Genomic DNA, 19101 nt, shown 5'->3' on the forward strand with positions numbered 1-19101 from the left:
TTCAGCGTGTCGGCTGTGGCGTCCGCCGCGGCGGACGCCGCGACGATCTGACGCCCTCGTCGCGCTGATCGCGCCGGCCGTGCCTGTGCTCGGCCTGCAGACCGCGATGCCGTCCATCAAGGTCGTCCCGAAGGAGGACAGTTCACGGCAGGGGTTCCTCGAGGTCCTCATGTCGTCGGTGTTGGCGTCGGCTCCGCCGAGGACGACGGCGGTCCGTCCGTCCCGGCTGACGCCGGCGCCCGGCTGCGGCGGCACGACCTCGCCGATCCGGCAGTCGGCGCTCAGTTCCCGACGGTCCCGGCCCGCCTGCTCCGGCGGGGGTGACGGCTGACGCGGCCGCCGAACGGGACCGCCGCCCGTGACTTCGGCGATCACCTTCCGCACGGACGCGTCGGTGACCTTGTGCCCCATCGAGCTGACGACCACCTGGATCGCCGACGAGGCGTTCCCGCCGAAGTGCTCCTGCGCCAGCTCGCGCACCCGCACCGACTCCGAGCCGTTGCACTGCCAGCCCGCCCCCGACAGCACTGAGGTGACCTGCGGAGCGAAGACACCGAGCACACCCACCACGAGCAGCCAGCCGATCAGTACGTGCCTGAAGTGCCCGGCGGTCCAGGCGCCGAGCCGGCCCAGCGGTCCCGGTCGGCCCGGCGGCGGGGCGTCCGGCGCGCACTTCTGCGCCTGGGCGGATGTGTAGTGCGCAGCGGACACCCGCAGAGGAGGAAGGGCTCTGCGGTTCCGGTCCAAGGCCGGTAGGTTTGAAGGCGGAGTGGTCGACGCTCCGGGTCGGCCGTACCGCCCCGTTCCCCGGAAGGAGTCCCCGTGAAGTCACCGCCCGGCGACGCGACGGTCACGGTCGAGCCGGCCAGGACCGGAAGGCCGCGCGTGACCTCACGGGCCGAGCTGGAGCGGATCGGGTTCGAGCTGTTCGCCCTTCAGGGCTTCGACGACACCACGGTGGACGACATCGCCGCGGCCGCGGGCATCGGCCGCCGTACCTTCTTCCGCTACTTCTCCTCCAAGAACGACCTGGTCTGGGGTGACTTCGAGGAACACCTGCTCAGGCTGCGCGAGCTGCTGGCGGCGACCTCGACGGACGCGCCGCTGGTCGACGCGCTCCGCGAGGCGGTCGTCGAGTTCAACAGCTTCGATCCCGTGGAGGTGCCCTGGCACCGGCAGCGCATGGAGCTCATCCTGCGGGTGCCCACGCTGCAGGCGGATTCGACCCTCCGCTATGCCTCGTGGCGGGCCGTCGTCACGGAGTTCGTCGCGGCACGCACGGGCCTGCCCCCGACGGACATGGTGCCCCGGCTGGCCGGCTACGCCCTCCTCGCGGCGGCCATGGCGGCGTACGAGCACTGGCTGAGCGAGCCCGGAACCGAACTGTCGTGTCTGCTCGGCCGGACCATCGAGCAGGTGGGCGCGGGCCTCGGCACGGTGCGGGCGGCACCTCCCCCGCCCGGCGACGCCGCCTCCTGATCTCGCCCCCGTCAGTGCGGGCCGTACCGCATCGCACGGGCCATGAACTCCCCGATGAGGACCGCGGTGGCCGCCGGGCCACGCAGCGGAGCCGTGGGCAGGATCGAGGTGTCCGCCACCCGGAGCCCGCTCAGCCCGTACAGCCTGCCGTAGCCGTCGACGGCCGCTCGGGCATCGTCCGCCGGCCCCATGGGGACCGTTCCGCACGTGTGCTGAGCCGTGCCGAGCCCGGCCCGGATCCAGCGGTCGAGCCGACGGTCGTCGTCGAGGGTCGTGGCGTCCGGGTCCGCCAGGCCCGACGCCACCTCGCCGAAGGCGGCGGTGCCGAGCAGGGCCGCGGTGACGCGGACGGCTTCACGCATACGGCGCCGGTCGCCGGCCGTGCGCAGATAGCCGTAGTCGATGTCCAGTGGGTCCGCCGCGTCCGCCGACCTCGTTCGCAGGCGGCCGCTCGTGCGGGGCGTCTGTACGGAGACCAGGAACGCCAGCGGGGCACCCGCCACGCTCGTGCGTCCGGTGGTCAGGCCGGCCATCGGGACGAGTGACTGCAGGATCTCCAGGTCGCCCGGGTGCGCGCCGTCGGACGAGGACACGTGCAGGGCGCCTCCGAGCCAGGATCCCACGGGTTCGGCCACGTCACCGTGGGGCGCCCACTCCAGAACCACCTGGGGGTGATCGCTGAACCGCGCTCCGACCGCGGGGGCGTCCAGCACGACGGGGATGCCCGCCCGCGTCAACACCGCACCCGGGCCGATTCCCGACCGGTGCAGCAGGTGCGCGGAGGCGAAGGCTCCCGCGCAGAGCACGACCTCGCCGGCCTCCAGTACCTCGAACCCACCGTCGTGTTCGACGACGACTCCGCTCGCCCGGCCCTCGCGGACGACGACCCGGTGAACCGGACAGTCGCCCGTCACCGTGAGGTTGGGCCGGCCGAGGGCGCCCAGGAGATGGCTGATGCCGGTGTTGACCCGCAGGCCGTCCACCGTGTTCGTCGGAACCGGGCCGAAGCCCGGAACGTCCTGCGCATTCTTGTCGGGCTCGTGCGGCAGGCCCAGTTCGCGGGCGGCGTCACCGAACGCCGCGGCGGCCGGATGGCTCAGGTCCGTGCGCCGGATCCGTACCGGTCCCCGGTCTCCGTGCACGGCGTCGGCGCCGTGGTCCAGGTCGGTCTCCAGGCCGCGAAGCAACGGCAGCATGCGGTCGTACGACCAGTCCGCCCCGCCCGCGGCCGACCAGCGGGCGAAGTCCTCGCGCCGGGCCCGTACGAAGTAGCCTCCGTTCACGGTGGTGGAACCGCCGAGTACGCGCCCCCGCGGTACCGAGTAGGGCCGGTCCGGGGTGAGGCGGACCGGGTGGTGCGAGACCGCGCCGCACTCCGCCTGCGCACCGGGGACGAGGCGGGCGTCCAGCAACTGCGGTGGGAAGTCCGACAGTTGACGCGGCACCGGTCCGGCTTCCAGCAGCAGTACCGAGCGGCCGGGGTCCTCGCTCAGCCGCGCCGCCAGCGCGGCACCGCTGGCACCGGCCCCCACCACGACGACATCGGGGCGCCGACCAGGGGCGTTCCTCGGCATGGCGCACGACCCTTCCGTTTTGACACCGGGTGCCATTAGCCTCACGGTACAGGAACCCGCGGCACCGGGACCGTCCGGTCGACCGGATCGCCGCGGCCGTCGAGGAGGTTCGCATGAGCCCGCTCCACTCCCTCCCCCCGCAGGCCGCCCCCGTCCCCGACGCCGAGTCCGGCGCCGGGGACGGTTTGGCCCCCGAGTCGCTGATCGAGGAGGACGACCTCATCGAGGAGGTCTCGATCGACGGCATGTGCGGCGTCTACTAGGCGAGCGGGGACCAGCGTGCCCACCGTGAACGCCGACATGGACATCGACCGGGCCTGGGACCTGCATCCGCAGGTCTCGGTGCGGCCGGAACCCTTCGGCGCGTTGCTGTACCACTTCGGCACCCGTCGGCTGTCGTTCGTCAAGGACCTCCGCCTGCTCGCCGTCCTGCGGGCCCTGCCGCACGTGCCCACCGCCCGGGCCGCCTGCGCGCAAGCCGGTGTCGGCGCCGCCGAACTCCCCCGCTTCACCGCGGCCTTGACCGCCCTGGCCCGGTCGTCCATGGTCATCGAAAGGGCCGCCCCATGACCTCACCCGCACTACCCGCCCACAGCACCCGGCGACTGGTCGACCTGTTCGAGTACGGCCTCGCCGCGCCGATCTGCCTGACCTGGGAACTCACCTACGCCTGCAACCTGTCCTGCGTGCACTGCCTGTCCAGTTCCGGACGGCGCGACCCGCGCGAGCTGAGCACGAGCGAGGCGAAGGCCGTCATCGACGAGCTGGAGGCCATGCAGGTCTTCTATGTCAACATCGGCGGCGGCGAACCCACCGTCCGCCCTGACTTCTGGGACCTCCTGGACTACGCCACCAGCCACCACGTCGGCGTGAAGTTCTCCACCAACGGCGTCCGCATCACCCCCGAGGCGGCCCGCCGGCTGGCCCGCAACGACTACGTGGACGTGCAGATCTCCCTCGACGGGGCGACCGCGGAGGTCAACGACGCGGTGCGCGGGGCCGGTTCGTACGCCACCGCGCTTCGGGCCATGGAGAACCTCGCCGCGGCCGGGATGAAGAACTTCAAGCTCTCCGTCGTGTGCACCCGGCACAACATCCCCCAGATGGACGCCTTCAAGGCACTCGCCGACCGCTACGGCGCCCAGTTGCGGCTCACCCGGCTGCGCCCGTCCGGCCGCGGCGCCGATGTCTGGGACGACCTGCGCCCGGCCCGGGAGCAGCAGCGCCAGCTGTACGACTGGCTGCTGGCACACGGCGAGTCGGTGCTGACCGGTGACTCGTTCTTCCACCTATCCGCCTACGGTCAGGCGCTGCCCGGCCTCAACCTGTGCGGCGCCGGCCGGGTGGTGTGCCTGGTCGACCCGGTCGGGGACGTGTACGCGTGCCCCTTCGCGATCCACGACGAGTTCCTTGCCGGGAACGTGCGCGATCCCGGCGGCTTCACCGGGGTGTGGCGGGAGTCCGCGCTGTTCCGCGACCTGCGTTCGCCTCAGACCGGCGGAGCCTGCGCCTCCTGCGGGTTCTACGACACGTGCAAGGGCGGCTGCATGGCCGCCAAGTTCTTCACCGGGCTGCCGCTGGACGGCCCCGACCCCGAATGCGTCCAGGGCTACGGCGAGGATCTGCTGGCCGAACGCCCGGCGGACCGGGCCCACCTGCCGCGCCCCTCCCAGGACCACTCCCGGCGACGGCCGGTGGACCTGCCGCTGCCGGCCCGCCGCGCGGACCTGGAACGCCCTCCCGTCAGCGACTGCGCCCAGGACCCCTTGGCCGGGCTGCGGCTCGCCCGGACTCCGTCACCCCAGCACGAGAAGAGTTGACGCATGCCCCAGAACCCCTGGTTCGAGACGGTCGCCGAGGCCCAGCGCCGGGCGAGGAAACGCCTGCCCAGCAGCGTCTACGGAGCACTCGTCGCCGGCTCCGAGCACGGCCGTACGATCGACGACAACGCCGCGGCCTTCGTCGACCTCGGCTTCGCCCCGCACGTCGTGGGCCATCATGCCGAACGCGACCTGACCACGACCGTCCTCGGCGTCGAGACGGCGTTCCCCGTGCTGATCTCTCCCACCGGTGTGCAGGCCGTGCACCCGGAAGGAGAGGTCGCCGTGGCGCGGGCCGCGGCGAACCGGGGCGTCATCATGGGGCTGAGCTCCTTCGCGAGCAAACCGGTGGAGGAGGTCGTCGCGGCCAACCCCGACACCTTCTTCCAGCTGTACTGGAGCGGCACCCGGGACAGCATGGTGCAGCGTATGGACAGGGCCAGGTCCGCGGGCGCCAAGGCGCTCATCGCCACCCTCGACTGGTCCTTCTCCCACGGCCGCGACTGGGGAAGCCCGCAGATCCCCGACAAGCTCGACGTGAGGACCATGGCGAAGTTCGCTCCCGACGTGCTGCCCCGCCCCCGGTGGCTGTGGACGTATCTGCGCTCCGGCCGGCTTCCCGACCTCACGGTCCCCAACCTCCGCCCCCCGGGCGGCGAAGCACCCACCTTCTTCGGCGCCTACGGCGAGTGGATGCAGACCACCCCGCCCACCTGGGAGGACGTCGCCTGGCTCCGCAAGGAGTGGGGCGGGCCCTTCCTGCTCAAGGGCGTGACCCGGGTGGACGACGCCAAACGGGCCGTCGACGCCGGGGTGACGGCGATCTCGGTGTCCAACCACGGCGGCAACAACCTCGACACCACCCCCGCCACCGTCCGGGTGCTCCCCTCCGTCGTGGACGCCGTCGGCGATGACATCGAAGTCCTGCTCGACGGCGGCGTCCGGCGCGGCAGCGACGTGGCCAAGGCGCTGGCGCTCGGCGCCCGGGCCGTCCTGGTCGGGCGCGCGTACCTGTGGGGCCTGGCGGCGAACGGCCAGGCCGGTGTCGAGAACGTGCTGGACATCCTGCGCGGCGGCCTCGATTCCGCGGTGCTGGGTCTGGGCCGCTCGTCCGTCCACGAGCTGTCCCCCGACGACCTGGTGATTCCTCCCGGGTTCGCCCTGACCCTCGGCGGCACGAGTGTCCCCGCCCCGGTCGCCGGATGACGACGGCACGGCACGTCCGGCTCGCGCACCGGGCCTGGCCCACCGTTTCCGCCAAGAGTCTGGTCCTGGTGCCGATCGGCTCGACCGAGCAGCACGGGCCGCATCTGCCGCTGAACACCGACAGCGTCATCGCCGAGTCGGTAGCCGGTCGTGCCGCCGAGGAACTCTCCGCCCGTCTCACCCCGCCGCCCCTGGTGGCGCCCACGCTCGCCTACGGCGCCAGCGGCGAGCACGCCGGCTTCCCCGGCACCGTCTCCATCGGACACGAGGCCCTGCACGCCGTGATCGTCGAAACCGTGCGCTCACTGTCGTTGTGGGCCGGGCGCGTCGTCTTCGTCAACGGCCACGGCGGCAACACCGCCACCCTGGACGCGGCCCTGGGCGCCCTGCGCGCCGAGGGGCACGCCGTCGCCTGGGCCGGGTGCGGCATCACGGGAGGCGACGCGCACGCCGGCCGGACCGAGACCTCGGTCATGCTGTATCTCGCCCCTGATGAGGTACGGATCCTCGAGGCCGTCGCCGGCGACACCCGCCCGCTGGATGTCCTGATGCCTCTGCTGACGGCCCACGGCGTCAAAGCCGTCTCGCCGTCGGGCGTGCTCGGCGACCCGGCCGGCGCATCGGCCGAGGAGGGCCGCCGGCATGTGCGGACCATGGTGTCCCGGCTCGTCGGCCTGATCACTGCCGCAACGACGGACGAGCGCGGCCGCCTCCTGGACCCCGCGGCACGGGACCGACCTGGCACGAAGGCGGCAGGGAGATGACGCTGCCCCTCGGATTCGTCGTGGCGCTCGATCGTGACACCCGCGTCCTGGACGGCGGCCGCACCCTCCTCGGTGGTTCCCCTCTGCGGCTGCTGCGCCTGACCCGGCGGGCACGTCCACTGCTGACCGATCGTACGGTCCACGTACGGGACCGGGCGGGCGCCCTCCTGGCGGACCGGCTCCTGGAGGCGGGGCTGGCGCACCCGGTCGTCCGCGCCCTCCCCCTGCCCGACGACCCCCGGTACACGGTCGTCGTCCCCGTCCGCGACCGTCCGCGCGAGCTCGACCGCCTGCTCACGAGCATCGGGCCGGACACCCCGGTGATCGTGGTCGACGACGCGTCGACTCACCGCGCTCCGGTCGAGGCGGCCGCCGCGCGGTATGGCGCGCGCTTCGTCCCCCTGAGGGTCAACGTCGGTCCCGCCGGAGCCCGGAACGCGGGCCTTCGCCTGGTCGGCACGCCGTATGTGGTCTTCGTCGACTCCGACGTCGTCCTGCCCAAGGACACGGTGCCGACACTGCTGCGGCACTTCTCCGATCCCCGGGTCGCCCTGGCCGTCCCCCGTGTCACCGCTCTCGAAACGCCCGGCTCCTCGACCTGGATCGGACGGTACGAGCGCACACGCTCCTCACTCGACCTGGGCAGCCGTCCCGCCCTGGTACGCCCCGGGACACCCGTCTCCTGGGCCTCCACGGCCTGCGCCGTCGCACGCGTCGACGCCCTGGACGAGGGCTTCGACGAGCGGCTGAGAATCGGCGAGGACGTCGACATCTGCTGGCGCGCCATCAAGAGCGGCCGGCGGGTGCGCTACGAGCCCTCGGTCCACGCCGCCCACGAGCACCGCGGCCGCCTCGGGGACTGGTTTCGACGCAAGGCCGCCTACGGGACGGGAGCGCACCCGCTCGCCGAACGACACCCCGAGTTCATCGCGCCCGCGGTCCTCGCCCCCTGGAGCGGCGCCTTCGTCCTCGCCCTTGTCGCCCAACGCCGTTGGTCGCTCCCGGTGGCCGGCGCCGTCGGCGCGACGACCGTCCTGCGCGTCTGCCGGAAACTGGACGGCACGGAGCACCCGGTACGGCTGGCCTCCTCACTGACGGCCATGGGCGCGCTCGGCGCGCTCGCCCAGACGTCCGCGCTGCTGACCCGGCACTGGTGGCCCCTCACGGTGGCCGGCTGCACGATCTCCCGCCGGGCACGCCGGGCCACCGCGCTGGCCGCGGTGGCCGACGTCGCTCTGGAATATCTGCACCAGGGCGCCGCTGTGGATCCACTGAGGTACGGCATCGCACGCCGCCTCGACGACCTCGCCTACGGCGCTGGTGTGTGGTGGTCCGCCATCAAGGGACGCTCCACTGCGGCTCTGCGGCCTCGGCTGCGGCAGCCGCGGTGACCGTCACCGTTTTCCCGCCCGGCGAAACAGTCGTCCCCTCCATTGTGACCGACGACTGGAGTCGTTACCGTAAGCATCACGGGACTTGCAACAGTAAAAGCGTTGCACGGATACGGGAGCGCGAAGGAGCGACATGGCGCAGACGGAGCAGACCACGAGCGATGCGGATGAGCGGGATGCGCTGATCGCACAGCGATGCCCCTACAGTGACCTGGTGACGACGGGCGGCAGCCGCGAACCGCTCGCCGGTTTCGCGGAACTGGACTCCCTGCGGGACGCCGGACCGGCACACACGCTCGGTACCGGCCAGATCATCTACACCACCTACGACCTGGTGCAGGAGATCGGCCAGCGCGCCGACGTGTTCCACAGCAAGGCCGTCGATCCGGCGACCGGCAAGGAGGCGCCGTTCGTCCTCAAGCCGCAAACGCTCGACGGCCCGATCCACGTGAAGTGGCGCAGGCTGCTCGCCTCGTCCTTCTCACCGGCCGCCGTCGCCCGCCTGGAAGGCTCTCTCCGCGCGCGCGCCAACGAACTCATCGACGGGTTCATCGACCGCGGTCACTGCGATTTCGCCAAGGAGTTCGCGCTCAGGTTCCCGACCACCATCTTCCTCGAGCACATCATCGGCCTGCCGGTCGAGGAACTGGACAAGTTCATCGCATGGGAGACCGACATCATGCACCCGGAGTCGACGGATCCGGCCGAGGCGTTCCGGATCCCGATCCAGGCCCAGACCGAGGTCACCGAATACCTGTCGCAGATCCTGGACGAGCGCAGGAAGACGCCGGCCGGGGAGCGCGGCTCCGACCTCATCTCGCGCGCCATGGACTGGCAGATCGACGGTGAGCCGATCCCGCACGAGGATCTGCTCTCTTTCTATCTCCTGCTGTTCCAGGCCGGTCTGGACACCGTCGCCGCCTCGCTCGGCTACGGCTTCCACCATCTGGCGAGCCATCCGGCCGACCGGGAGCGGATCGCGGCCGACCCGTCGGTGATCCCCAGCGCGGTCGAGGAGATCCTCCGCGTCTACTCGGTCGTGAACATCTCGCGGACGGCGATGACCGACACCGAAGTAGACGGCTGCCCGGTGAAGAAGGGCCAGCACTTCATCCTCAGCCTGCCGGCCGGCAACCGCGACGAGCAGCACTTCCCGGACGCCACGACGGTCGATTTCGACCGCACCGAAATCTCGCATCTGGCGTTCGGTGTGGGGCCGCACCGGTGCCTCGGGTCTCACCTCGCGCGACAGGAGCTAGCGATCGCCTATGAGGAGTGGCACAAGCGCATTCCGGTGTACGAGATCGATCCGGACATCCCGTTCGACGAGTCGCGCAGCCTGGTGATGGGGCTGCGCAGCCTCCCCCTGCAATGGGACCCTGCCGCCGTCCGCAGGTAGCGGCCGGCGAGCCGAACCGCGAGGGTCCCGATTCCCGCCCAGGCGGGGTCCGGTTACGTCACGAGCACACGGGCGCCCGGCAGCAGGCTCGTCGCCGCCGGGCGCCGCCACGCTGATGACCGTGCCCAACGAGCGGCCCTGAACCTGCCCTTCAGGTACGGTGCCCAAGGCCCCAGCCCAGCCCTTGGCGACATGCACCGCACGAGAACGCAAACGGCCTGCTGCGCCTGGGAGACTCCAGCCGAGCGCCCGCGTGAACCGGCCTCGATCGGACCGGACCATCCCGGTGTCGCAGCGATCCCCGGAAGCCCTCAGGATCCGGCTTTTTTGCGAGCAGGGGCCTTACGAACGGTCATCGCGCCCCGCGCGGCCGTCGATCCGCGCGACGTCTTGCGAGGCCGCTGGCTCTGCTCGCGAAGGAGGACCTCGAACCCGCCGATCAGGCGCGCAATGCCGAACTCGAAGTCCTCGTCACTCGTCCCGGAGATCGGATGGCGGTCGATCAAGCCGTCCAGGACGGGCAGGTGGGACCAGTCCGTCATGTGACGCTGGCGGGCGGCGTCGATCGTCGGCGCGTCGGCCAGCCGAAGGATGCGCTCGTGGATGATCGAACCGCGGGTGTACACACCGATCGCGCTGTACACCATCATCGCATTGTCGGGCGTGAAACCGTCCGCGACCAGCTTCGCCACCACGGACTCGACCAGTTCCATGGTGCGGCGGGCCGCCTCGCGGCTGTACGTGGAGGTGCGGATGAAGAGCAGATCGGAGAGGACCTCGTCCTCGTGGTGGATCTCGCGCTGCGCGCGGAAGTGCGAGGACAGCGTGTTCTGCCAGGTGTCATCCGCCCGGATCTCCGGCGTCAGCCGCAGGTACTTGTCGACGGCGATGTCCGTCATCGCATTGAGCAGCTCTTCCTTCTTCCGGAAGTACCAGTAGATGCTGGTGACGCCGACACCCAGATGCTCGGCGAGGATCGGCATGCTCAGCTGGTCGAGCGAGGTGCGCCGCGCGACCTCGAAGGCACCTCCGACGATCTCCTCGGCGTTGATCGAGTTACGCTGACGACGCTTACGCGTCCCGGTGGAATCGGCCTTCGTCACGCTGCCTCTCCTCCTTGTCACCACCCACCGGCCCGGCCCGAGCGTAGGCCGAGCCCGCGCTCCGAACTGACTGACACGGTACCAGCCAATGCCTCCCGGCATGGCATACGGTAAGGGATTACCGTAACGCTGCCGCGACGGCTGGTCGACCGCCCCGGACCACGTCGCCGCCTGCTGGTTCTCAGCGCGGTTCTGGTAAACCGGGTCGGAACGGACACCTCACCCGCGATCCGTTCCACCACGCGGCGGACGCTCGACGTGTCGTCGGCGATTCCTGTGAGCAGCCGTCACCGCACCGCCTCGGCACCGGCCTTCCGCCCGGGGAACGAACAACATCAGCCTGACCCGCGCCCGACCGACGATCTCGAGCAGCACCACGATGGTGTCGGCCCCGCGTCACGGCCCCTCCGACAGCCGTGCACCGCGCCGTTGTCCCTCCGATCAGCGGGTGGTAGCTTACCGAAAGCGTTCCCGGAAGCTTTACCGGACAGAATACCGGCAGAGTCCGCGCCGGGCGGCCACAGTCCCGCAACCGACTGTGTGCCGACACCACACCACCGGCGGAAGACGGTCGGGCCGCCGGACACCCTTCAGCGAAACACTTACCGGAAGGCGGTCGAGATGGATCTGCTCCGACGTCGTGAAGGCTCTGCCGAGGTCATCACGCTCAACCGCCCGGACCAGCGCAACGCCCTCAGCCCCGGCCTGATCGCCGCACTCTCGCGGGCGCTGCGTGAATGCCTGGACGACGACGCGGTGCGCGCGGTGGTGCTGACCGGTGCCGGCGACCGGGCGTTCTGCGCCGGCATGGACCTCAAGGCGTTCGCCGCCGGTTCCGATTCCTCCGGGCCGGAGTCCGACAACACGCATTTCACGATGTTCAGCCGAGGCGAGTACCCCAAGCCCGTCATCGGTGCCGCCAACGCCACCGCCGTCGCCGGAGGGTTCGAGCTCCTGCTCAACTGCGACATCGTCGTCGCCTCCGACAAGGCCAGGTTCGGCATCCCGGAGGTCAAGCGCGGCCTGTTCGCCGCCGGCGGCGGAACCACGCTGCCCGGCCGCATCCCCCTCGCGATCGCTCTCGAACTCGGGCTGACCGGAGATCTGATCGACGCCGAGCGCGCGTGTGCGCTGGGGCTGGTCAACTGCGTCGTTCCAGCCGGAGACGTGGTCGGCGCCGCGTTGGAGTTCGCCCGCCGTATCGGCGAGAACGGCCCGCTCGGCGTCCTCGCGACGAAGAAGCTCATGCGCGTGGCGCTCACCGAAGGCGTCGCCGCGGCACGCGCGGCACAGGAAGCCGAAAACTCCAAGGTGTTCGAGAGCGAGGACGCGCTCGAAGGAGCTCGCGCCTTCGCGGAGAAGCGCGCACCGCAGTGGAAGGGCCGGTGAGTCACCCCCCCGGGGGGTGACTCACCGCAGGACCGGACGGGTCGCGGAGGCCCAGGACCCGTTGGGTCTGCGCGGTCACACGGTGCCGAGGAATCGCCCTACCTGGTCGATGAACGCGTCGTTGTCGTCGCCGGCCACCATATGCCCGGTGCCGGCGACGTCGACCGCGCGCGAGCCGGGCACAAGCGACAGGAGCTCGCGCACCCCCTCCTCACTGAGCACGTCCGACTGGGCACCGCGGACCAGGAGGGTGGGAACGTCGATGGCGCGGGCCGCCTCGCGCAGCCGCTCCGGGTCGGGGTGCCGCCTGGGCTCGTCGGCGTCCGGCCGCACCAGCGCCGGGTCCCAGTGCCAGTACCAGCGGCCGTCTTCGGCCAGGCGCACGTTCTTGCGCAACCCGTCCGGACTCCTCGGACGCCGACGGTGCGGGTTGTACTCGGACACCGCGGCGGCGACGTCCTCCAGCGTGGCGAAGCCGTCGACGTGGCGGCGCATGAACCCGGAGACCCGTGCGGCGCCGTCCCGTTCCATGCGCGGGGCGACATCGACAAGCACGAGCGCGCGAGCGTCCACCAGCCCTTCCCCGACGGCCAGCAGCGAGGTCAGGCCGCCCATCGACGCGCCGATCAGCACGGGAGGACGCGGATCGCCCTCACCGGCCCGGGCGGCCACGGCGACGAGATCGGCCACGAGGACGTCCATCGAGTAGTCCCCGTCCGGCGCCCAACCGCTGTCGCCATGACCGCGGGTGTCGAGCGAGAAGGTGCGCCAGCCGCTCCTGGCAAGCGTCCGGGCCGCGCCCTTCCAAGAATGGCGGGTCTGGCCCCCGCCGTGCAGGAACAGCGCGGTGCCCTTCGGCGCGTCCACCGGATACTCCTCGGCGGCCAGTTCCACGCCGGCGGCGGGGATCCGCCTCATGAGTGGCTCGGTCCGGCTCATGCGGTGCACCTTCCCATCTCGCGGGTCACTTCCTCTGCCAGGGCGTCAGCGCCCTCACGTCGTCGATCAGCGCACGCGGCACCTCTCGGCGCAGCGTGCAGGACCCTGACACCCTGTCGGGCGCAATCCAGCGCCTGCTCCTGATCGACGGTCGGGCGACACTCCACCGGAGGCGCCGGCGTGCCCTCGCCGGCGATACAGCCTCGGCACATACGGGCCGACCTGGACGGACCGTCACCGCAGCCCACCGGGACGTCTTCTTCATCACTTGAGCGCAGGGTCAACGTCACACCTCCCCCGCGCCTCTTGACCCCTGTACTATATACCTTACGGTATGGGTGTTGCGTTGCGATGTCCCGTCCAGACGGCCCCGGCCGCTCTGCGGGACGGACGGCATCAGCAGTGCCTGTCGTTGAGGAGGACGATATGAGTTTGCAGGTCGGCACTCGGCTGCGCGGACAGAACTCGACGTGCGAAGTCATCGTCGTCAAGAGTTCCGACACCCCCGCGGTGTTGATGTGCGCCGGCGCGGAGATGCGCCCGACGGCCCCCGATCCCACCGCACCACAGGTGAGCGACGGCCCACCTATCCACCTCGGCAAGCGGTACACCGACGACGACAGCGGCATCGAGGTGCTGTGCACCAAGGCCGGAATCGGCCCCTTGACCTTCGGCAACAGCCAACTCACGCAGAAGGCGGCCAAAGCGCTGCCGGCGTCCGACTGAACGGACCGCACCCGCGATGAACCTCACGATGCTCCTCGACATGGTGGTCGAGGGGATGCCCGACCGGGTCCTCATCGGTGACCGCGCGGACGGCCTCACCGCCAGCGAACTCGCCCGGCGGGCGCGCTCGGGCTCGGATCTCGTCCGGGCCGCCGATGCCGGCACCGTCGTCTACCTCGGCGGCAACGGTCCCGCGTTTCCGGTCGCCCTGTTCGCCGCGGCCTCCGTCGGCGTGCCCTTCCTGCCGGTCAACTACCGGCTGAGCGCCGAGCAGCTGGACGACGTCCTCGGCCGCCAGGCCAAGCCGCTCGTGATAACCGACTCGCCCGAGCGGGTCCGGGGCATGGCGGCCGTGACGCTGGAGGAGTTCGCCGGGCCGACGGCGGTTGCCGCCGATCACGAGACCGAGCCCGCCGACCCGGACCCCGACTCGATCGCCGTGCTGCTGATGACGAGCGGGACGACCGCCGCCCCGAAGAGCGCGGTACTGCGGCACCGGCACCTGACGTCCTACATCTTCGGCTCCGTCGAGTTCGCGTCGGCCGAGGAGAGCGACGCGACCATCGTCAGCGTGCCGCCCTACCACATCGCCGCCGTCGCGAACCTGCTCTCCAACCTGTACGCCGGTCGCCGGATCGTGTATCTCGACCACTTCAGCGCCGCCGACTGGCTGCATCGCGTCCGGACCCAGGCAGTCACGCACGCGATGGTGGTGCCGACGATGCTCGCGCGCATCGTCAGCGAACTCGTCCACTCCGGCGTGCGGGGCCCCTCGACGCTGCGGTCGATGTCGTACGGCGGCGCGAAGATCGCCGTACCCGTGCTCGTGGAGGCGCTGCGGCTCTTTCCCGGCACCGGTTTCGTCAACGCCTACGGCCTCACCGAGACCGCCTCCTCCATCGCGGTGCTGGGACCGGACGACCACCGTACGGCCGCCGCGAGCGACGATCCCACCGTGCGCGCGAGACTGGGGTCGGTGGGCCGTGCGCTGCCCAGCGTGGAGATCGAGGTCCATGACCCGGACGGGCTGCCGTGCCCTCCCGGCGTGGTGGGAGACATCGTCGTACGCGGGCCACAGGTCGCCGGTGAGTATCTGGAGGCCGGCAGCCGGCTGGACAGCGCCGGCTGGTTCCCCACCCGTGACCGCGGCCATATCGACGAGGACGGCTTCATCTTCGTCGAGGGCCGGTCCGACGACACCATCATCCGCGGCGGCGAGAACATCGCCCCCTCGGAGATCGAGAGCGTGCTCACCGAGCACGCATGGGTGGCGGACGTGGCCGTGGCCGGCATCCCGGACGACGAATGGGGGCAGCGCATCGGCGCGTTCGTTGTCGTCAAGCCCGGCGTGCGGCCGGACGCCGACGTCCTGCGCGAGTTCGTCCGCGGCCGGCTGCGCAGTTCGAAGACCCCCGACGACATCGTCTTCCTGCCGGAACTCCCGACCACGCCGACGGGCAAGGTACTGCGCCGCAAGCTGGTCGCAGACATCGACAAGGACGCCGGGGCCCCCGAGGCCACCAGGACACCCGTGCTCTAGCAGCACCTGAAGACAAGGAGTGCGCGTGGAGTTCAAGACACTCGCGATAGTCGGCCTCGGCACCATGGGGGCCGGTATCGCGCAGACGGCCGTTCCCCTCGGCTTCGACGTGGTCGGCATCGAGCGGGACGAGCAGGCCGTCGGGGCCGGTCGGGCACGGGTCGCCGCCGGGCTGGCAAAGTTCGTCGAGAAGGGGAAGTTCACCGAGGAACAGGCAGCCCAGGCACTGGCCCGCCTGCGCACCTCCACGGACCGGGCGGCCATCGCCGGAGCCGACATCGTGATCGACGCGGCGTTCGAGGACGTCGACCTCAAGCGTGAGCTCTTCCGCGACTTCGAGCGCCACGCCTCTCCCACCGCGGTCCTCGCCTCGAACACCTCGACGATCCCGCTCGTGATCATGGCGGCCGAGACGTCCGCCCCCGAGCGGGTCGTCGGCCTGCACTTCTTCAACCCGGTCCCCCTCATGGACCTGGTGGAGGTCATCCGCACCCCGGCGACGAGCGAGGAGACCATCCGGGCCGCCGTCGATCTGTCGAAGGCCCTCGGCAAGTCCCCGGTGATCATCAAGGACGGGCCCGGCTTCATCGGCAACCTGCTCGTCGTGCCGTTCCTCCTGGACGCCATCCGTGCCTTTGAACGCGGAGTGGCCTCGATGGAGGACATCGACTCGGTCCTCAGGCTCGGCTTCAACCACCCGATGGGACCCTTCGGGCTCAGCGACCTGATCGGCCTGGACATCGTCCACGACATGGCCGCGCGCATGTACGAGGAGTACCACGATCCCAAGTACTGGCCCCCGCCGCTGCTCATGCAGTACGTGCGGATGGGTTGGCTGGGCCGGAAGACCAAGCGCGGTTTCTACACATACGACTGACAATTGACGAGCGCCGGCCGGGCGGTCTTCCCCGGTCGGCGGGGGGCTCGACAAGCCCGGGTTCTTGCCCGTCCCGGCCTGGTCAGGCACGGGTGGGTACCGGCAGCACGGCCACCCCCGCCCGGGCGGCCCGCTCGACGACCGCGGGCGGTGGGGTCTCGTCGCGCACGAGGTAGTCGGTGAGAGGGCCTGTGGCCAAGCCGGTGCGTTCGGCCGCGTTGAGCAGCCCGGCAAGGTGGAAGGCCGTCCCCTCCGCCGACGTCACCCCGTGGCGGTGCACCAGGTGCAGCGCGGCCTGCCTGCAGGCGCTCCATAAAGACCGTGGGTCTTCCGCGAACCATCGCCTGCAGCAGTCCGGCGGGACCCGCCGCGCAGCCGGGCCGCAACGTATTGAGGTGCACCCGATCCCGACGTGCCGTCTGGGCCGGTTGCGAGAGTGTCAGCCCGGCCAGCGGTGAGCGATGGGTGTGCTGGACGCATGCGGGAGTACCGCCGACACCTTCCGTCCAGGCCAGCAGACACACCTGATCCTGATCAGTGCGCGAAGCGGGCTCGACCGGCCGGGGGTTCAGCAGAGTGAACCAGTCCACCGCGTCAGCCGGCACCGCCGCCGCGGGCGATGTGCCCGGCACCGCGACCCGCAGCCGCAGCCGCGGCACTGCGTGCTCGGAACCTCTCGTACGGAGTACGTCGTGCGCCCGCCAGACCGAAGTGATCAGCGCGGTGGCCCCCGTGAGCCGGAGGACCAGCCGGGCCTCCTCTGCGGTGGCCTCCGGCGACACCGGTAGCAGTACTCCCCCGCACAGCAGTACGGCGGCGTACGCGCCCCCGGTCTCGACACGCGCCGGAAGCTGGACCGTCACCACCCCGCCCGCGCCGGCACCGAGCGCCGCCAGGCCCACGGCGATTCGACGGGCGTACAATCCTCAGACTCACTCGTGTTTCTCCTCACATGGCGGGTCAGGACGCGCTCGGCGCCTGCGGGCGATAGAAGAGCGCGAGCAGGGTCCCCGTCCCGAGGAGCGCGGCGCCGAGCGCGACGCCGGTGCCCGGCCAGCCGGTCAGCTCGATGCCGGCGGCCGTGTCCACCGCGTACTCGCCGGGCCCCCAGGCCGCGAGTGCCAGCGACAGCACGGCGAGGACCAGGACGTACTCGTAGCCGTCCTTGAAGACGAAGAAGCCGTTGCGACGGTGCGCGAGCAGACCGGCGACCAGCATCACCGAGATGACGGCGGCGCCGGCGAGCGAGGTGAACAGCCCGGCGGCCAGCAGGACGCCCGCGCCGATCTCGGTGAGCACGCTCAGCCACGCCTGCAGGAGCGGTCGGCGCAGCCCGAGTCCGGCGAACCAGCGCGCGGTGCCCTCGATCCCGCCTCCGCCGCGCCAGTGGTTCCAGCCGTGTACGGCCATCACCGCGCCCACAGTGAGCCGTACCAGCAGCAGAGCGGCGTCGCCCGCCTCACCCATGTCGTTCCTCCTCGGAGGGCAGGGCCCGCACGATGCGCCGGACCACGTCCGCGGCCGGCGGGGTGGTGGCGAGGGAGGGTTCTGCTGTGGTCATGTGCCGTTATGTCCTTCCTGAGGACCTCAGGTGCGTTCGGCCTTCAGCGCCCGTGCCGGACCTGGTTGAAGGGGACGTCGCGGTCGGCGGCGTACTCGCGGGCCATTCCGAGGATCCGTTCGCTGATGATGTTGCGTGCCATCTCGGTGCTGCCGCCGCCGAGCTGGGCGGCCTGGCGGAACAGGAAGGACACGCCCACCTCGCGGGTGTCGGGCCCGTCGGGGGCGGACATCGCGGCGGCCGGGCCGGCGAGTTCGAGTGCGATCTCTGCCTGGCGGGTGGCGCTCTCGCCGTGGAAGAGGCGGATGAGCGAGCCGGCGGTGGGAGGCATCTTCTGCGTGCGCATGCCCGCGGTGACCCGGTCGACGAGGTGCCCGTGGATGACGCCGAGGGCGTGCGCCTCGGCGATCAGCTCCCGCGCGTAGGGGTCGTCCGCCCGGCCGGTGCGGCGGACCAGGTCGATGAGCGCATCGGTCTCCGTGCCGCGCCGCCCTTCGGCCCGCGCGCCGCTGAAGTACGGTGAGCCGCCGCCGACGGCGTTGCGCTCGTGGAACAGCTGGCGCGAGGCGACCGCCCAGCCGCCGCCCACCTCGCCGACCACCGCGGAGGCCGGGACGACGACGTCGTCGAAGAACTCCTGGCAGAACTCGTCGCCGCCATTGACCTGCTTGATGCGTTCGATGTGCACGCCGGGCTGATGCACCTTCATCAGGAACATCGTCAGTCCCCGGTGCTTGGGCGCGTCCCAGTCGGTGCGGGCCAGGCACAGCGCGTAGTCGGCGGCGTAGGCGCCCGAGCTCCAGATCTTCGAGCCGTTGAGGACGAACACGTCGCCGTCGCGCTCGGCGCGGGTCGTCGCTCCGGCGAGGTCGGAGCCGCTGCCCGGTTCGGACAGGAACTGCACGAGCACCTCGTCGCCGCGGATCGCGGCGGCCAGGTGCTCACGCTTGTGCTCCTCGCTGCCCATCTCGAGGATGGTCGGGCCGCAGATGGTGAACGTCGGCACATTCAGCAGCATCGGCATCTCGTAGCCGGCGACCTCCTCGTTGAAGGCGCGCTGGTGCGCGGAGGTGAGGCCGAGACCGCCGTACTCCTTGGGGTAGCAGATTCCGGCGAAGCCACCCTCGTACAGCGTGCGTTGCAGGGCACGGGCCCGCTGCCAGGCGCTCTCGTCGCTCGACACGTTCCTTTGCGCACCTTCGTCGGCGGGCAGGTCGGCCAGGCGCCGCAGGTTCGCCGGGATCCACTCGCGGGCCCGCAGGCGGAAGCTGTCGACGCTCTCCATGCCGGTGGCGTCTGACACGGCCGTCGTGGTCGCGGTCATCTCGAATCT

20 protein-coding genes and 1 pseudogene are annotated in these 19101 nt (G+C 71.1%); 14 read left to right on the forward strand and 7 right to left on the reverse strand.

Annotated features, from left to right (window positions below; genetic code table 11):
* Positions 1 to 79: 79 nt before the first annotated feature.
* From ACQEVY_RS40935 to mftR, 3 genes are all read left to right on the forward strand, one after another.
* Positions 80 to 331, forward strand: coding sequence for a hypothetical protein (locus ACQEVY_RS40935; protein WP_190153746.1), 252 nt, complete (start codon positions 80 to 82; stop codon positions 329 to 331).
* Positions 332 to 358: 27 nt separating this feature from the next.
* Complete coding sequence (locus ACQEVY_RS40940) at positions 359 to 697, forward strand: hypothetical protein (protein WP_190153745.1); 339 nt, start codon at positions 359 to 361, stop codon at positions 695 to 697.
* Between the two features lie 125 nt (positions 698 to 822).
* Complete coding sequence (mftR, locus tag ACQEVY_RS40945; RefSeq protein ID WP_053744074.1) at positions 823 to 1479, forward strand: mycofactocin system transcriptional regulator; 657 nt, start codon at positions 823 to 825, stop codon at positions 1477 to 1479.
* Between the two features lie 11 nt (positions 1480 to 1490).
* Here the strand turns inward: mftR and mftG are convergent, their stop codons facing one another.
* Positions 1491 to 3053, reverse strand: a complete 1563-nt coding sequence (mftG, locus tag ACQEVY_RS40950; protein ID WP_386350902.1) for a mycofactocin dehydrogenase MftG — start codon at positions 3051 to 3053, stop codon at positions 1491 to 1493.
* A 113-nt stretch (positions 3054 to 3166) separates the two neighbouring features.
* On the opposite strand from mftG, the gene mftA reads away from it, so the two are divergent.
* The 7 genes from mftA to ACQEVY_RS40985 all read left to right on the forward strand — a co-directional run bounded on the left by mftA (position 3167) and on the right by ACQEVY_RS40985 (position 9633).
* Positions 3167 to 3316, forward strand: coding sequence for a mycofactocin precursor MftA (gene mftA, locus ACQEVY_RS40955; RefSeq protein ID WP_063783570.1), 150 nt, complete (start codon positions 3167 to 3169; stop codon positions 3314 to 3316).
* A 25-nt stretch (positions 3317 to 3341) separates the two neighbouring features.
* A complete protein-coding gene (gene mftB / locus ACQEVY_RS40960; RefSeq protein WP_229878600.1) occupies positions 3342 to 3623 on the forward strand; it encodes a mycofactocin biosynthesis chaperone MftB in 282 nt (93 codons plus the stop codon).
* Positions 3620 to 4873: a mycofactocin radical SAM maturase gene (gene mftC, locus ACQEVY_RS40965; RefSeq protein ID WP_053744072.1), complete on the forward strand. Its 1254-nt coding sequence runs from the start codon at positions 3620 to 3622 to the stop codon at positions 4871 to 4873. The genes mftB and mftC overlap by 4 nt, the downstream gene beginning before the upstream one ends.
* 3 nt (positions 4874 to 4876) lie before the next feature.
* Positions 4877 to 6079, forward strand: coding sequence for a pre-mycofactocin synthase MftD (gene mftD / locus ACQEVY_RS40970; protein ID WP_328841899.1), 1203 nt, complete (start codon positions 4877 to 4879; stop codon positions 6077 to 6079).
* Positions 6076 to 6843, forward strand: coding sequence for a mycofactocin biosynthesis peptidyl-dipeptidase MftE (mftE, locus tag ACQEVY_RS40975; protein WP_386350898.1), 768 nt, complete (start codon positions 6076 to 6078; stop codon positions 6841 to 6843). Before mftD ends, mftE begins: the two co-directional genes overlap by 4 nt.
* The gene (gene mftF / locus ACQEVY_RS40980; RefSeq protein WP_386350895.1) at positions 6840 to 8234 is read left to right on the forward strand and encodes a mycofactocin biosynthesis glycosyltransferase MftF; all 1395 of its coding nucleotides are present in this window, start codon (positions 6840 to 6842) and stop codon (positions 8232 to 8234) included. Before mftE ends, mftF begins: the two co-directional genes overlap by 4 nt.
* Positions 8235 to 8367: 133 nt before the next feature.
* A complete protein-coding gene (locus ACQEVY_RS40985) occupies positions 8368 to 9633 on the forward strand; it encodes a cytochrome P450 (RefSeq protein WP_386350894.1) in 1266 nt (421 codons plus the stop codon).
* A gap of 311 nt (positions 9634 to 9944) precedes the next feature.
* On the opposite strand, the gene ACQEVY_RS40990 is transcribed toward ACQEVY_RS40985, so the two are convergent.
* Positions 9945 to 10736 carry a TetR/AcrR family transcriptional regulator gene (locus tag ACQEVY_RS40990; protein WP_386350892.1) on the reverse strand — a complete coding sequence of 264 codons (792 nt, stop codon included), beginning with the start codon at positions 10734 to 10736 and terminating at the stop codon, positions 9945 to 9947.
* A 621-nt stretch (positions 10737 to 11357) separates the two neighbouring features.
* Between ACQEVY_RS40990 and ACQEVY_RS40995 the strand changes: the two genes are divergently transcribed.
* On the forward strand, positions 11358 to 12125 hold the full coding sequence (locus ACQEVY_RS40995; RefSeq protein WP_053744066.1) for an enoyl-CoA hydratase-related protein: 768 nt from the start codon (positions 11358 to 11360) through the stop codon (positions 12123 to 12125).
* Between the two features lie 75 nt (positions 12126 to 12200).
* Here ACQEVY_RS40995 and ACQEVY_RS41000 read toward each other — a convergent pair whose 3' ends face one another.
* Positions 12201 to 13064, reverse strand: coding sequence for an alpha/beta fold hydrolase (locus ACQEVY_RS41000; protein WP_432955708.1), 864 nt, complete (start codon positions 13062 to 13064; stop codon positions 12201 to 12203).
* Between the two features lie 426 nt (positions 13065 to 13490).
* On the opposite strand from ACQEVY_RS41000, the gene ACQEVY_RS41005 reads away from it, so the two are divergent.
* The 3 genes from ACQEVY_RS41005 to ACQEVY_RS41015 are packed head-to-tail and all read left to right on the forward strand — an operon-like array spanning position 13491 to position 16207.
* On the forward strand, positions 13491 to 13790 hold the full coding sequence (locus tag ACQEVY_RS41005) for a hypothetical protein (protein ID WP_053744064.1): 300 nt from the start codon (positions 13491 to 13493) through the stop codon (positions 13788 to 13790).
* 16 nt (positions 13791 to 13806) lie between these two features.
* On the forward strand, positions 13807 to 15330 hold the full coding sequence (locus ACQEVY_RS41010; protein WP_266529883.1) for a class I adenylate-forming enzyme family protein: 1524 nt from the start codon (positions 13807 to 13809) through the stop codon (positions 15328 to 15330).
* Positions 15331 to 15355: 25 nt separating this feature from the next.
* Complete coding sequence (locus ACQEVY_RS41015; protein WP_053744062.1) at positions 15356 to 16207, forward strand: 3-hydroxyacyl-CoA dehydrogenase family protein; 852 nt, start codon at positions 15356 to 15358, stop codon at positions 16205 to 16207.
* Positions 16208 to 16289: 82 nt separating this feature from the next.
* On the opposite strand, the gene ACQEVY_RS41020 is transcribed toward ACQEVY_RS41015, so the two are convergent.
* The 4 genes and pseudogenes from ACQEVY_RS41020 to ACQEVY_RS41035 all read right to left on the reverse strand — a co-directional run bounded on the left by ACQEVY_RS41020 (position 16290) and on the right by ACQEVY_RS41035 (position 19092).
* Complete coding sequence (locus tag ACQEVY_RS41020) at positions 16290 to 16472, reverse strand: hypothetical protein (RefSeq protein WP_229878598.1); 183 nt, start codon at positions 16470 to 16472, stop codon at positions 16290 to 16292.
* A gap of 43 nt (positions 16473 to 16515) precedes the next feature.
* A pseudogene (locus tag ACQEVY_RS41025) lies at positions 16516 to 17130 on the reverse strand (AMP-binding protein); the annotation flags it as partial.
* A 37-nt stretch (positions 17131 to 17167) separates the two neighbouring features.
* On the reverse strand, positions 17168 to 17674 hold the full coding sequence (locus ACQEVY_RS41030; RefSeq protein WP_266529876.1) for a DoxX family protein: 507 nt from the start codon (positions 17672 to 17674) through the stop codon (positions 17168 to 17170).
* 137 nt (positions 17675 to 17811) lie between these two features.
* Positions 17812 to 19092: an acyl-CoA dehydrogenase family protein gene (locus tag ACQEVY_RS41035; RefSeq protein WP_386350880.1), complete on the reverse strand. Its 1281-nt coding sequence runs from the start codon at positions 19090 to 19092 to the stop codon at positions 17812 to 17814.
* Between the last annotated feature and the right edge of the window lie 9 nt (positions 19093 to 19101).

The sequence above is a fragment of the Streptomyces sp. CA-288835 genome (assembly GCF_050936385.1).
In the GTDB taxonomy this organism is placed as follows: Bacteria; Actinomycetota; Actinomycetes; order Streptomycetales; family Streptomycetaceae; genus Streptomyces.

Bases quoted from the DNA above. Each gene is read 5' to 3' on its own strand.
- mftG (WP_386350902.1), bottom strand. From the start codon at position 3,053: ATGCCGAGGAACGCCCCTGGTCGGCGCCCCGATGTCGTCGTGGTGGGG.
- mftA (WP_063783570.1), top strand. From the start codon at position 3,167: ATGAGCCCGCTCCACTCCCTCCCCCCGCAGGCCGCCCCCGTCCCCGAC.
- mftC (WP_053744072.1), top strand. From the start codon at position 3,620: ATGACCTCACCCGCACTACCCGCCCACAGCACCCGGCGACTGGTCGAC.
- mftD (WP_328841899.1), top strand. From the start codon at position 4,877: ATGCCCCAGAACCCCTGGTTCGAGACGGTCGCCGAGGCCCAGCGCCGG.
- mftE (WP_386350898.1), top strand. From the start codon at position 6,076: ATGACGACGGCACGGCACGTCCGGCTCGCGCACCGGGCCTGGCCCACC.
- mftF (WP_386350895.1), top strand. From the start codon at position 6,840: ATGACGCTGCCCCTCGGATTCGTCGTGGCGCTCGATCGTGACACCCGC.
- ACQEVY_RS40985 (WP_386350894.1), top strand. From the start codon at position 8,368: ATGGCGCAGACGGAGCAGACCACGAGCGATGCGGATGAGCGGGATGCG.
- ACQEVY_RS40995 (WP_053744066.1), top strand. From the start codon at position 11,358: ATGGATCTGCTCCGACGTCGTGAAGGCTCTGCCGAGGTCATCACGCTC.
- ACQEVY_RS41000 (WP_432955708.1), bottom strand. From the start codon at position 13,064: ATGAGCCGGACCGAGCCACTCATGAGGCGGATCCCCGCCGCCGGCGTG.
- ACQEVY_RS41005 (WP_053744064.1), top strand. From the start codon at position 13,491: ATGAGTTTGCAGGTCGGCACTCGGCTGCGCGGACAGAACTCGACGTGC.
- ACQEVY_RS41010 (WP_266529883.1), top strand. From the start codon at position 13,807: ATGAACCTCACGATGCTCCTCGACATGGTGGTCGAGGGGATGCCCGAC.
- ACQEVY_RS41030 (WP_266529876.1), bottom strand. From the start codon at position 17,674: ATGGGTGAGGCGGGCGACGCCGCTCTGCTGCTGGTACGGCTCACTGTG.
- ACQEVY_RS41035 (WP_386350880.1), bottom strand. From the start codon at position 19,092: ATGACCGCGACCACGACGGCCGTGTCAGACGCCACCGGCATGGAGAGC.